The following is a 12,895-nucleotide window of genomic DNA, read 5'->3' on the forward strand; positions in this document are numbered from 1 at the left end:
AATATGTGAGATAATGTAAAATAAAAACATATACTGTTGCATCGGTGGAAAGGATCGTTCGTCGTGCTCCATTCTGTTATCTCCCATGAACTTCATGGTCTTTTATACATCATGAGCGCACTTTTAATTTATCTCGTACTTACCCCATTCTTTCTATACAAGGATAAAAAACGTAAAGTTCTCTTTGCATTCATCCTCATCATTGTGAGTTATTTTTATTTAGAATATGAAGATATCGACCCGTTCGTATTCTCTCTACAACTAGCCCCTGTTTGTCTAGTCTTAGCCATTCTTTTTGAAGAATCTGTTCCAGCCATATTCACATGGATCATCTTTAACTTTTGCAGTATAGCTATCTTGCGCATTGAATGGCTTCCCACGCTGATCAGCAGCACTGTTCTTCTGGCAGGTGGGCTATACATTACCAAATCGATATTGAAATTCGCGCTTGGATTAAAACTGGTCTACGCCACGGTTATGTTCATGGTTTACGATATCCTGTATGTGATTTTTGCTTCTAATTTCCGGCAACAAACTGCTTTATATATCATTTACACCATTTTTATATCCTATCTTTCAATTTGGTTTATGACATTCATTATTTCCTATGTTAAGAAACAAGAATTTCATAGTGACAAATTCTTATGCCTTGAAAAGGATCGCATGATTGGTCAATTGGCTGCATCTGTCTCCCACGAAATTCGGAATCCTCTCGCCTCTGCGCGCGGTTTTCTCCAATTATTAGATAAAAAAAACTGCACATTTGAAGAAAGCAAACAATACATAAGCTATGCCTTATCGGGAATTGATCAAGCAAATACAATCATTACGGAATATTTAAACTACGCTAAGCCAGGTTCCAATGAGCAGGTGCAGTTGAATATCAAAGAGGAACTCGACGCCGTCATTCGTTTCATCTCCCCCCTCGCCATGGAGAACAGCATTCTTATCCAGATTACGCATAATTGCCATGATCCCCTCTATGTAAGAGGTGAATCCAAGAAATTACGCCAATGCTTTATGAACCTCGTTAAAAATGCGATAGAATCTATGCCAGGCGGCGGTTCTCTCTCTATACAAACAAGCAAGCTGGGCGAAACTGTCCAAATCTCCTTCTCCGATACAGGAATAGGCATGAGCAAAGCTCAGTTGAAAGCAATCGGCGTACCTTTCTACACGACGAAGGTTCACGGGACAGGTCTTGGCATGGTTGTCGTCCTAAGTATTATTAAACTAATGAATGGCCAAATTTCCTATACAAGCAAGATGAACAAAGGGACCCATTGTGTCATACAATTTCATCCACGTTAAGGAACCATCGCTCTCCATTAACATCAACGATGATCTGTGTTATCCTGTTAAGAACAAGCGATCATCATGCATGGCAGAGGAGGGCATTCCCATGAATCCAGACTTTATTCAAATTAAATCTTTTGAAGGCGAACTGAAGATGTCGCATAAGAAGAAAGATTATGGCCTAACTGTAACGAGCAAAGAACTAATCCTTCATAAGCCGCATGTTAATTATTACTTTAAATTGGAGGATATTATAAGCATACTCCCTTATAATAGTTCCAAACTTAAAAACATTTCATTCGTAAACTGGCGCGCATCCAATCAGGAGACTACTCACCTCTCCCCTGGTTCTGAGCATTATCGCATCTATGTCCAAGCCGCCACCGTGCATAACCGAAGCGGATTATTTCAGTTAGGTGCTACGGACATCATAATTCCCATTCACAAAGAAATTCTAAGAACAATATCCGAGTGTGTACAACATTTCGGGTTAACTCCAATATAACAAAAGGAAAGCAGCTGCGAAAAGAAACTCTTTTCATAACTGCTTTCCTTTTTCAGTTCATAAGCTATGGAATAAGACCCCCTCACACTTCGCCAAATACAAGCTGCTTCTCCCGCATTGTTAATGATCTTGCTGGAATATCAAGCACGATTCTACCTTCAGAAAGACCCCAAATCCGAGTCGCATAGCGCTCAGCTAATTCAACCTGATGTAGCGTGGCGATCACACTCATTCGCCGGTCTTGGCAGAGCGCTTTCAGATCCTGCATAATGTATTCGGTTGCCTTAGGGTCCAGCCCGGAAACAGGCTCATCGGCGACAAGCACCTTAGGATTATGTATCAGCGCCTTAGCGATTGCAACACGTTGTTGTTCTCCACCGCTTAGCTGCCCAACCTTTTTCTCCCCCTTATCTAGCAAGCCTACCTTCTCTAAATAATCCATCCCAAGCACATGCTCATCCCGCGAGGTCGTACCCGTTAAAAGTCGTAAGGGCGTCTGGTAAAAACGTCCCATCATCACATTCTTGATAGCGCTTTTATTCCGGTTCAAGACAGGTTTTTCTTCCAGAAAAGCAAAGTCTTTTCCCAGCTTCCAACGCTCTAATGGTCCTGGAGTCGTCAGGTCGTTAGACTGGTAGATCAATTGTCCTGTTGTCCACTTTTCCTTATGGCTAATACAACGCAAAAGCGACGTCTTCCCACTGCCACTTCCGCCAATAACGGCTATAAACTCGCCTTGATCAACCTGAAAACTAATTTGAGATAACACTTTATTGTCAGGAGGATATACTTTGCTAAGATTTCTAACCGTAATCATGACAACGTCTCCTTAACGTTTTGCTAGAGCAAAACTGGCCTCGTATGCTTCTACTCCGCTTTACCTGCGTATTTCTTTGGCAAAAATCGCCGCTCTACAGGCATAATGCCTAATCAGAGGGCGATTTCACATTCATCAAACAAACAAATCCGTCTTAGTCACAAGAGGTTGGCGCCTCAGATGAACCCGCTTCAACATTGATTTTATCGGAAATCGTGTCACGAATGACAGACATGACAAGTTGAAGCAAATAGTTGATATCTTCCTGTGTTTGTTTAAATTCGCTGACAATCGGAATACCATCTAATTCATCCTGCAAAGAATCGATTTCACCCTCGATTTTCTCAACCATTTTCGGATTTTGAAATTTTTCGAAAGCGACGATTTCTTTCTGTTTTTTCTTGATGGAGCTAATCAACGTTTGGATGTCCGGGTTGCTGCTTATTTGTTTTTCCGCCTTCTGATAGAACTGCACCTCATTGGATGTAGTCAATAGTTCAGCCAGTTCCTTCGCTTTTGCTAATATATCCTCACGTACGATCAGCTCTGTATTCGTATACTCTTCCATTTGAAAAGCATGTGGATGGTTATGATTATGATGATCTGACACCTCTAGCACTCTCCCGTCTTATTCATTATATGTTAGATAGATACTTTCAGCGGGGTTGGAACAATATCGCCTTTCAATATCCATGTTTGCGCTTGCGTGACCTTTACGTTGACCATTTGCCCGATAAGCTCTTTGGATCCTGTAAAATGAATCAGCTTATTCGTACGCGTACGTCCAGCCAATACTTCCGGATTATTCTTGCTCTCGCCTTCGACCAACACCTCAACAGCTTGTCCAAGCAGCTTCTCATTACTTGCTTTACTACAAGCATTCACTAGCTCATTCAATCGGTACAAACGCTGTTTCTTAACTTCCATCGGTACGTTGTCTTCCATTTCGGCTGCTGGCGTACCCTCGCGCGGTGAGTATATAAACGTAAACGCGAAATCAAAGCCAACTTTTTCATATAATGTCATCGTTTCTTCGAACTGCTCATCCGTTTCACCCGGGAAACCGACAATAATATCAGTTGTCAGTACAGCATCTGGCAGCGTTGATTTGATCTTATCTACAAGCTCCAAATAGTGCTCCCTGGTATATTTACGGCTCATACGTTTTAACACCTCACTGCTACCAGCTTGAACCGGTAAGTGGATATGTTCAACGAGATTGCCTTGTTTACCTAATACTTCAATTAAACGATCATCAAAATCACGAGGATGTGACGTTGTAAATCGAATACGCGGCACGTCAATTTTGCGAATATCATCCATCAAATCTCCGAATGAATATTGAATATCCTCAAAATCTTTTCCATAAGCATTTACATTCTGTCCAAGAAGCGTAATCTCCTGAAAGCCTTGACGCGCCAAGTCTCTAACTTCTGCTAGGACATCCTCTGGTCTGCGGCTGCGCTCTTTGCCCCGTGTATAAGGAACGATACAATAGGTGCAGAATTTATCGCATCCGTACATAATATTGACCCAAGCCCGAATCCCTTCACGCTTTTTAGGTAAATTCTCAACGATGTCGCCTTCCTTGGACCATACTTCAACGACCATTTCTTTATTGAAGAAAGCATCCTTCAACAATGAAGGCAATCGATGAATATTATGCGTACCGAAGATCAGATCAACGAAAGCGTGCTTCTGCATGATACGGTTGACTACCGCTTCTTCTTGAGACATACAGCCGCAAACACCAAGAATTAGATCAGGCTTCTCCGCTTTTAGCGATTTCAGATGACCAAGCTCCCCGAACACTTTATCCTCTGCATTTTCTCTGATCGCACAAGTGTTCAAGAGAATAACGTCCGCTAGATTCTTGTCATCGGTCGATGTATAACCCATTTGTTCAAACAGACCCTTCATGACTTCCGTGTCATGTTCGTTCATCTGACAACCATAGGTTGTAATTAAGTAGTATTTATCCTTCCCAAAGGTTAACATCTCCTCTGGAATGGTAAAATCATAATGAACCTGAATATCTTCTTTGCCACGTTTCTTTTCATCTCTATACGAAGGCGCAGAATTAATTTGAATATTTCGCCCCTTGATGCGGTAAGTCGTTTTGCCGTCTTCTTCGCTTAGAAGCTTAGCGTCCGAGAAATCAAAATATTTGGAATAGTCTTTAACCTTATCTGAAGCTAATTCCGGTGTATTCTCGTTCTCCTTTGACATGTTTAATTTCACTTCCCTCTATACTTAAATGTAGCTCTTTGAAGTTTTATTCACAATATAAAATTATACCATAAAAAGTACTCGTATAGCCATCCGGTTCAAAAGCTCCCTACTTGGGAATACACATAAAAATACACCGCTATACGTTTAAGGTGCAAGACGTGTCAATGTTCCTTCTCACTATACGTGTCCAAATATACGTACATTTCATTTAGTAAAGAAATTAACGCATCCGTTTTTTCTTTCCCTAATGATTCTATGAGCCCCGAGAAAATAAGCTGATAACGAGCGGCCGCTTTTTGTACGATTTCTTCACCTTTATCCGTTAATTTTATATCCGCAACTCTTTTATCTTTTGAATCACTCGTACGCTCTACGCAACCACATTTCGTTAGGCTTTTAATCGATTGCGTTACAGTTGGTGATGTTATGCCAAGCCGTTTACTGATTTCAGAAACGTTAACCGAAGAGTAGAGGGAAATTTCTTTTATAGTCAGTAAAATTCTTATATCACTAGCTTTTATGCCAGAAATGGTTCTCTTTCTCCATTCACTTTTGCGGAACCGTTCAAATGACTCAAACAATCTTTTGACATCAGCATTGCTTTCATTAAACAGTGGATCCACCCCTTCTTCCAATCCATTTCTTACTTTCTAACCGTGTTCTCATCTAAATAAGCATAGCTTAAAAGGTGTTTAGGTTCAATAAGTCAAATAAAAAAAGGACTTTCCCTTTGCAAGAAAGTCCTTCTTCGTATAGCTGCGACTTTTAGCTTAGAATTTCCGCTAAATCGCCTGTCTTCACGCCAGCCGCGTTACCTTCATCCGTATCAATATGCATATCTAGCGCGTATTCATCGGAAACCCGGGCAATGACATCTTCAAATATTAACGGTCGCTCACCATTCAATTTTACTCGGAGCAATTGTTTGTCTTTAATTCCCCAATTTGCTGCATCTGTCGTATGGAAGTGGACATGTCTTGCTGCAACAATAACTCCTTGATCAAGCTCCACTTCTCCATGCGGACCAATGACTTTAAGGCCGGGTGTACCTTCTATGTAGCCAGATTCACGCACTGGCGGATGAATGCCAAGTGAAAAGGCATCCGTTCGCGATACTTCGATCTGTGTGCTCCCACGTGCAGGCCCTAATATGCGTACTTTATCGAATTTACCCTTTGGCCCAACAATAGCTACCGTTTCATTGGCTGCAAATTGATTAGGTTGCGACAAATCTTTCATACTGGTAAGTTGATATCCTTGGCCGAATAAAATGCCAATATGCTGCTCAGAGAGGTGAATATGTCTAGCAGAAATGCCAACTGGAACTTTTTTCATAACATCCTTCCTTCCAAAAAGGGCATACGGATTATCTCCATATGCCCTTGAGTCATTCTTATTTGAATTCAGTAAGCATTTTGTTGAAGTCTGCTTCTGAAATCTGAAGATTTTGTTTCACGAGCCCTTCCGTTGCAAAGTTAGGAACGGAATTTTCATAGCTCTTTTTCTCTTTATTTTGATAAATGATCCCTGTAAGCATGGAGTTTGTTTCCATGATTTTCGTCATAGCCATAACACGGTTCGTTGAGTCGTAATCAGGAATCTCATCAAGATCCACAATGTTTTCTTTGAACCAGTCATAAGTGTTCACTTTGTTGAAAGTAACACATGGGCTGAAAACGTTGATCAAGGAGAAACCTTTGTGATTCAAACCAGCTTCAATAACAGCAGTTAACTGTTTCAAGTTACTGGAGAACGATTGAGCTACAAACGTTGCGCCTGCAGCCATCGCAATTTCCAATGGTGAAATCGCGGACTCAATGGAGCCTTGTGGCGTACTTTTTGTTTTGAAGCCTTCTGCACTACGTGGGGAAGCTTGCCCTTTTGTCAAACCGTAGATTTGGTTATCCATAACAATGTACGTAACATCAATGTTACGACGAATCGCATGAACGGTATGACCCATACCAATTGCGAAACCGTCTCCGTCCCCGCCGGAAGCGATGACTGTCAAATCGCGGTTTGCCATTTTCACGCCTTGTGCGATTGGCAAAGATCTGCCATGAATACCGTGAAAGCCATATGCATTGATATAACCGGAAATACGTCCAGAACAACCAATACCAGAAATAACTGCTAAACCTTCAGGCTCTAAGCCAACGTTAGCTGCTGCTCTTTGGATAGCCGCTTGTACGGAGAAATCTCCGCAACCTGGACACCAGTTTGGCTTTACATTGTTGCGAAAGTCTTTTAACGTTGCCATGCTAAGCTCAACTCCTTACATTTTTCTTCGATTTCAGCTGGCAAGAACGGATTGCCGTTATATTTCAGAACGTTCTTAATTTTATCCGCATGACCAACGTGAAGCTTGATTTGATCGGCTAGTTGACCTGTTGCATTGTTTTCAACAACGATAACCGTTTTTGCTTTTTCAACAAGCGGTCTTAATTGTTCTGCAGGGAACGGGTGAATCAAACGAACAGTTGCGTGATTCGTTGTAATCCCGTCTTTCGCAACACGACTTCTTGCTTCGTCGATTGTACCGCCAGTTGAGCCCATACCGATAATCAAAAGATCTGGATTTTCGTGAGGCGCATCTGCTTTAATCGCATCTGTTACTTGAATGTGTTTTAATTTCTCCAAACGTTTATCCATCATTCTTTGACGATTTTCCGTGCTTTCAGAAGGACGTCCAGTTTGGTCATGCTCTACGCCTGTTACGTGATGCAAGCCATGTTTAACACCTGGAATTACACGCGGCGAAACACCGTTCTCAGTAAACTCATAACGTTTAAACAGTTGATTGTCCGTAAGCTCAGGAGCTTCTGTAACCAAACGTCCGCGATCGATAACAATACGATTGTAATCCAACATCTCAGCGGATTGTTTACCCAGAGAAAGTTGAAGATCGGTCATAAGGATTACAGGAACTTGATATTTTTCAGCAAGGTTAAAGGCTTCAATCGTATCGTAGAAACACTCTTCGATTGTGCTCGGAGACAAGACGATTTTCGGAATTTCACCGTGTGTGCCGTATACCATTGCATTAAGGTCAGATTGCTCTTGTTTCGTCGGAAGACCTGTACTTGGACCCCCACGTTGCGTGTCAACGATTACGACTGGCGTTTCGGTCATACCGGCAAGACCGATCGCTTCCATCATCAAGGAAAGACCAGGCCCTGCAGAGGCAGTTAATGCACGAGCACCAGCGTAGTTAGCGCCGATCGCCATCGTGCAAGCTGCGATTTCATCTTCGGTTTGGATAACCGTACCACCGAACTTAGGAAGGGCTTTGATCAGGTATTCCATAACTTCTGATGCTGGCGTAATAGGGTATGCAGGCATGAAACGGCAACCTGCAGCTACAGCTCCAAGCGCAATCGCATCATTACCAATCATGAATAATTTTTGTTTACCGTCTGCTGGCTCTAATTGGAAGTCTGCAATTGGACCACCCGCCAATTCAAGAACGGATTCTGCTCCCTTGCGAACAGCTTCAATGTTTTTCTCGACAACTGCAGCGCCTTTACGGCCGAATTCTTCTTCAACGGCTTTATTAAACACATCTAGTGGCAAACCGAGCAAAGCCCAAGAAGCGCCAGATGCGGCCATGTTCTTAAACAGGGAAGTTCCTAATTCTTCTGCAATTGCAGTAATCGGTACTGGGAATAAACGTGCTTTAATCCCTTCTGGCAATACTGGATTGAATTTCGCATCCGCAACGATAACTCCGTTATCACGAAGTTCATGTGCGTTGAAATCGATACTTTCTTGGTCGAAAGCTACCAGAATGTCCAAATCGTCGGAAATTGCGCGAATCGGCTTGGTGCTGATGCGAATCTTGTTATTTGTATGTCCCCCCTTAATCCGCGAAGAGAAATGACGGTACCCATACAAATAGTAACCGAGACGGTTCAATGCAGTTGAGAAGATACGGTCTGTTGATTCGACCCCTTCACCCTGCTGACCTCCGATTTTCCAAGATAACTGACTAATCACCGTACGTCCACTCCTTTTGATTGTAGCTGCATGAAGATAACATAGCTATACACAAATTAATTAGAAAAGAGCTATAAAAAAAATCTTTCACTTGTCACACAAATTCTATGCCTTTATGAGACAAATTGCAAGGGGTTTGAACGAATCTAAAACATAGAGTTTTTAGATGAAATTCATATCAATTTTAGATTGATCGTGGTTTTATCTGGGTAAATTGGCAAGCAGGAAATTACGCCAATTCCCGTAAAGAATTCGCTCCACTTGATCTTCGCTATAGTTTTTACACAAAGCTTCTATAATATTTTCATATTTGCCTGCATGTTCAAGTCCCTCGATCCACTGCTCAATGCCATCAAAATCTGAGCCAAATCCGATATGATTCTCCCCTCCTAACGAACAAACATGATCAATATGGGTTAGTAAACGGCTAATCGGAACAGTCGAATTAGCTGAATCAACAAAGTATGGAACGAAGGTAATACCCATTTGTCCACGACATTTTATGATAGCTGCTATTTGTTCGTCTGATAAATTTCTTGGATGGGGACATTGCTTAGCTGCATTTGAATGCGATGCAATGAAAGGCTTTTTATATAGATCAATTAATTCCCAAAAAGCGTTCACAGATAAATGTGATACATCCACTATTATACCCATTCCTTCTAATTCTTTTAACATCCGCTTGCCTTTCCAAGTAAATCCCCCATTACGCGGCTCCTGAACGCCATCTGCTGCCCAATTCGCATAATTCCAAGTAAGACCGATACTTCTAACTCCAAGGTAGTAAAGAATCCGCAAATGGGTCATATTGCCGGCGAGTGCATCCAACCCTTCCAGCGTAAGGATGGCTCCTATCTTCTCATTTCGTTCAACCGCTAGGAAATCCGAAACATTGCGAATAGCGCTCATACCGGGATGGCTTATTACTTTTTGATAAAAAACATCTACCATTTGAAGGATATGGTCAAACGAAGGTGCATAAATGTTCTCTGACAAATATACTGCAAAGCATTGAACCTTTACACCTGAACGCTTGAGACGTGGATAGCTGACGTCCAATTCCGGCAATTCCAAGTTGAAATCAAGCTTTGGGTCCATATATAGTTTCGTTAATGCATCGCAATGACCATCAATAATCACTATAACACCACCCCTGGCAGCATAAAGAACCTCGCACTTGAGGTTTCTTGGAAAAATAAAAAACCTGTCTACATGGTAAACAGGTGTTGTGGCATGTCTATATACAATACTTGACTAACGCGGCTCAACGATTAATTTGATTGCTGTCCGATCTTCCCCGTCGATCACGATATCTGTGAATGCTGGTACGCAAATTAAGTCAACCCCACTAGGCGCAACAAATCCTCTAGCAATGGCTACTGCTTTGATGGCCTGGTTGAGGGCACCTGCACCAATAGCTTGAAGCTCGGCTGCTCCACGCTCGCGCAACACGCCTGCCAGTGCACCTGCTACGGAGTTTGGATTAGACTTTGCTGAAACTTTTAATACTTCCATGAAAAGTACCTCCTCGGGAATGATGAATAGATTCCAGTAATCATCATATTCTAGAGGTTTACAAAACATTCCTTCCTACCGCGGGAGTAATTTTCAGAAAATTCAATTTTTTATTCGTTAATCTAAAAAGACTTGATCTTCATCATAGCGAATGAGACTGATTCCTTTAGCCAACCCCGTCTGGTCGTTCAATTCAATAACGACAGCATGGAAATGCCACTTGCCTTCATCAGTAACAAAGCGAACAGGCAGTTGAGTTTTAAACTTTTGAAGAACTGCCTGACGTTCAACTCCCAGTATGCCATCACGAGGGCCTACCATGCCCACATCCGTTACATAAGCCGTACCTTGCGGGAGTACGCGATTATCGTTCGTCTGAACGTGGGTGTGTGTACCAACAACAGCAGACACCCTACCATCCAAATGCCAGCCCATAGCTATTTTCTCAGAAGTTGCCTCTGCATGGAAATCAACAAAAACAAATTTATGCTTTTTCTTGTCAGCTTCAAGTATTTCATCTACTTTACGAAATGGACAATCAATTGGCGGTAAAAATGTACGGCCTTGTAAATTGATAATCAGTATTTCTTGATCCTTTACTTTAATTACTGTATGGCCTCTGCCTGGAGTTCCTGGCGGAAAATTAGCCGGACGCACCATTTTCTCATCACGGTCAATGAAATCAAATATTTCTTTCTGATCCCAGGTATGATTACCCATTGTTAGAGCTTGAATGCCCATTTCATATATTTCTTTTGCAATCGCAGATGTTATCCCCTTCCCCGCGGCAGCGTTCTCTCCATTGGCAATAAACACGGCATTAGGATGCGCCTGTTTCAACCGAGGCATTACATTTTTAAGTGCTTTTCTCCCAACAGAACCAACAATATCTCCAATAAATACAATTTTCATACGAATTCACTATTCTCCTCTATGCAACTAAAAATGAGGAAAAGTGGCTGTATCAGCCACTTTTCACATTGAATTTCCTATTTAGCGTATTCTACTGCTCTCGTTTCACGGATAACCGTAACCTTAATATGTCCTGGATAGTCGAGTTCACCCTCGATTTTCTTGGTAATATCGCGGGCTAAGCGGAATGCTTCTGTATCATCCACTTTCTCGGGTTGAACCATGACGCGAACTTCACGACCTGCTTGAATCGCATACGATTTCTCAACACCTTCAAACGACTCCGAGATCTCTTCGAGTTTCTCCAGACGCTTGATGTACGTTTCCAATGTCTCTCTGCGTGCTCCTGGTCTAGCTGCGGATAAAGCATCAGCAGCACCAACCAGCATAGCAATCACTGAGGTTGCTTCCACATCACCATGATGAGAGGCGATACTATTGATTACAACAGGATGCTCCTTGTACTTCTTACCAATCTCTACGCCAATCTCCACATGAGATCCTTCAACCTCGTGGTCAAGCGCCTTACCGATGTCATGAAGCAGCCCGGCACGTTTCGCCAAAGTTACGTCTACCCCGAGCTCTCCAGCCATCAGTCCTGCCAGATAAGCTACTTCCATAGAATGCTTCAGTACATTTTGACCGTAACTTGTTCTAAATTTCAATCGACCCAAAATTTTGATCAAATCTGGATGTAATCCGTGAACGCCAACTTCAAACGTAGCTTGTTCGCCATACTCACGGATGCGCTCATCCACTTCTTTACGGGACTTCTCAACCATCTCTTCAATTCTCGCCGGATGAATACGACCATCTGCAACGAGTTTTTCCAGTGAGGTACGAGCAATTTCACGTCGGATTGGATCAAATCCTGATAAAATAACTGCTTCTGGCGTATCATCAATAATTAGGTCAATACCCGTCAATGTTTCCAGTGCACGAATATTACGTCCTTCACGACCGATGATCCGGCCTTTCATTTCTTCATTTGGTAAGGTAACTACCGAAACTGTTGTTTCAGCTACGTGATCCGCAGCACATCGTTGAATGGCGAGTGTAATGACCTCACGGGCTTTCTTATCGCCTTCTTCTTTCGCTTGCTGCTCAATTTCCTTAATCAGCTGTGCCGTTTCATGGCGAACTTCTTGTTCTACATTGGTAAGAATAATACTCTTCGCTTCTTCCATTGTAAGTCCGGAAATTCGTTCTAATTCCGCAACCTGACTTTTATAAAGCTGGTCTATCTGCGATTGTGTATCCTCGATCCGCTTCTCTTTGTTGGCAACTTGCTCTTCTTTACGCTCGAGAGACTCTAATTTTTTATCCAGCGATTCCTCTTTTTGCAACAATCGTCTTTCTTGTCGTTGAATTTCATTTCGACGTTCACGAATGTCTTTTTCAGCTTCGGACCTCAGTTTATGCACTTCGTCCTTCGCTTCCAGAACCGTTTCTTTTTTCAGTGCTTCTGCTTCCTTCTTTGCTGATTCTCGAATCTGCTCAGCGGCTGTTTCTGCACTGGAAATTTTCGCTTCTGCAAGAGATTTGCGGATAAAATAACCAATCCCTAAGCATGCAGCTCCAACAATGAGAATGATCGCGATCCAGATGATAGTCATCTTGTT

Annotated in this window: 13 protein-coding genes; 2 read left to right on the forward strand and 11 right to left on the reverse strand. The window is 42.2% G+C overall.

Annotated features, from left to right (window positions below; genetic code table 11):
- The first annotated feature begins 63 nt into the window (after window positions 1-63).
- Both ABRS97_RS00450 and ABRS97_RS00455 read left to right on the forward strand, forming a co-directional pair.
- On the forward strand, window positions 64-1,311 hold the full coding sequence (locus ABRS97_RS00450; RefSeq protein ID WP_367810930.1) for an ATP-binding protein: 1,248 nt from the start codon (window positions 64-66) through the stop codon (window positions 1,309-1,311).
- Window positions 1,312-1,402: 91 nt separating this feature from the next.
- Window positions 1,403-1,801, forward strand: a complete 399-nt coding sequence (locus tag ABRS97_RS00455; protein ID WP_367810931.1) for a hypothetical protein — start codon at window positions 1,403-1,405, stop codon at window positions 1,799-1,801.
- 82 nt (window positions 1,802-1,883) lie between these two features.
- Here the strand turns inward: ABRS97_RS00455 and ABRS97_RS00460 are convergent, their stop codons facing one another.
- The 11 genes from ABRS97_RS00460 to rny all read right to left on the reverse strand — a co-directional run bounded on the left by ABRS97_RS00460 (window position 1,884) and on the right by rny (window position 12,889).
- A complete protein-coding gene (locus ABRS97_RS00460) occupies window positions 1,884-2,618 on the reverse strand; it encodes a phosphonate ABC transporter ATP-binding protein (RefSeq protein WP_367810932.1) in 735 nt (244 codons plus the stop codon).
- A gap of 154 nt (window positions 2,619-2,772) precedes the next feature.
- Window positions 2,773-3,186, reverse strand: coding sequence for a YlbF/YmcA family competence regulator (locus ABRS97_RS00465; protein ID WP_367811392.1), 414 nt, complete (start codon window positions 3,184-3,186; stop codon window positions 2,773-2,775).
- A 74-nt stretch (window positions 3,187-3,260) separates the two neighbouring features.
- Window positions 3,261-4,847: a tRNA (N6-isopentenyl adenosine(37)-C2)-methylthiotransferase MiaB gene (gene miaB / locus ABRS97_RS00470; protein ID WP_367810933.1), complete on the reverse strand. Its 1,587-nt coding sequence runs from the start codon at window positions 4,845-4,847 to the stop codon at window positions 3,261-3,263.
- Between the two features lie 164 nt (window positions 4,848-5,011).
- Window positions 5,012-5,485: a MarR family winged helix-turn-helix transcriptional regulator gene (locus tag ABRS97_RS00475; RefSeq protein ID WP_367810934.1), complete on the reverse strand. Its 474-nt coding sequence runs from the start codon at window positions 5,483-5,485 to the stop codon at window positions 5,012-5,014.
- Window positions 5,486-5,615: 130 nt separating this feature from the next.
- On the reverse strand, window positions 5,616-6,185 hold the full coding sequence (gene pduL, locus ABRS97_RS00480) for a phosphate propanoyltransferase (protein WP_367810935.1): 570 nt from the start codon (window positions 6,183-6,185) through the stop codon (window positions 5,616-5,618).
- A 58-nt stretch (window positions 6,186-6,243) separates the two neighbouring features.
- Entirely contained in the window at window positions 6,244-7,110 is an 867-nt protein-coding gene (locus ABRS97_RS00485) for a 2-oxoacid:ferredoxin oxidoreductase subunit beta (RefSeq protein ID WP_367810936.1), read from the reverse strand.
- The gene (locus ABRS97_RS00490; protein ID WP_367810937.1) at window positions 7,098-8,846 is read right to left on the reverse strand and encodes a 2-oxoacid:acceptor oxidoreductase subunit alpha; all 1,749 of its coding nucleotides are present in this window, start codon (window positions 8,844-8,846) and stop codon (window positions 7,098-7,100) included. Before ABRS97_RS00490 ends, ABRS97_RS00485 begins: the two co-directional genes overlap by 13 nt.
- A gap of 201 nt (window positions 8,847-9,047) precedes the next feature.
- The gene (locus ABRS97_RS00495) at window positions 9,048-9,986 is read right to left on the reverse strand and encodes a dipeptidase (protein WP_367810938.1); all 939 of its coding nucleotides are present in this window, start codon (window positions 9,984-9,986) and stop codon (window positions 9,048-9,050) included.
- Window positions 9,987-10,100: 114 nt separating this feature from the next.
- Window positions 10,101-10,361, reverse strand: coding sequence for a stage V sporulation protein S (locus ABRS97_RS00500; RefSeq protein WP_005550495.1), 261 nt, complete (start codon window positions 10,359-10,361; stop codon window positions 10,101-10,103).
- A gap of 117 nt (window positions 10,362-10,478) precedes the next feature.
- On the reverse strand, window positions 10,479-11,273 hold the full coding sequence (locus ABRS97_RS00505) for a TIGR00282 family metallophosphoesterase (protein WP_367810939.1): 795 nt from the start codon (window positions 11,271-11,273) through the stop codon (window positions 10,479-10,481).
- Between the two features lie 77 nt (window positions 11,274-11,350).
- Complete coding sequence (gene rny, locus ABRS97_RS00510; RefSeq protein ID WP_367810940.1) at window positions 11,351-12,889, reverse strand: ribonuclease Y; 1,539 nt, start codon at window positions 12,887-12,889, stop codon at window positions 11,351-11,353.
- Between the last annotated feature and the right edge of the window lie 6 nt (window positions 12,890-12,895).

Origin of the sequence: Paenibacillus tabacirhizosphaerae (genome assembly GCF_040812395.1) — a bacterium.
In the GTDB taxonomy this organism is placed as follows: Bacteria; Bacillota; Bacilli; order Paenibacillales; family NBRC-103111; genus Paenibacillus_E.

Coding starts and splice junctions, on each gene's coding strand:
- ABRS97_RS00465 (WP_367811392.1), bottom strand. CDS start 3,186: ATGGAAGAGTATACGAATACAGAGCTGATCGTACGTGAGGATATATTA.
- rny (WP_367810940.1), bottom strand. CDS start 12,889: ATGACTATCATCTGGATCGCGATCATTCTCATTGTTGGAGCTGCATGC.
- pduL (WP_367810935.1), bottom strand. CDS start 6,185: ATGAAAAAAGTTCCAGTTGGCATTTCTGCTAGACATATTCACCTCTCT.
- ABRS97_RS00485 (WP_367810936.1), bottom strand. CDS start 7,110: ATGGCAACGTTAAAAGACTTTCGCAACAATGTAAAGCCAAACTGGTGT.
- ABRS97_RS00460 (WP_367810932.1), bottom strand. CDS start 2,618: ATGATTACGGTTAGAAATCTTAGCAAAGTATATCCTCCTGACAATAAA.
- ABRS97_RS00500 (WP_005550495.1), bottom strand. CDS start 10,361: ATGGAAGTATTAAAAGTTTCAGCAAAGTCTAATCCAAACTCCGTAGCA.
- miaB (WP_367810933.1), bottom strand. CDS start 4,847: ATGTCAAAGGAGAACGAGAATACACCGGAATTAGCTTCAGATAAGGTT.
- ABRS97_RS00505 (WP_367810939.1), bottom strand. CDS start 11,273: ATGAAAATTGTATTTATTGGAGATATTGTTGGTTCTGTTGGGAGAAAA.
- ABRS97_RS00455 (WP_367810931.1), top strand. CDS start 1,403: ATGAATCCAGACTTTATTCAAATTAAATCTTTTGAAGGCGAACTGAAG.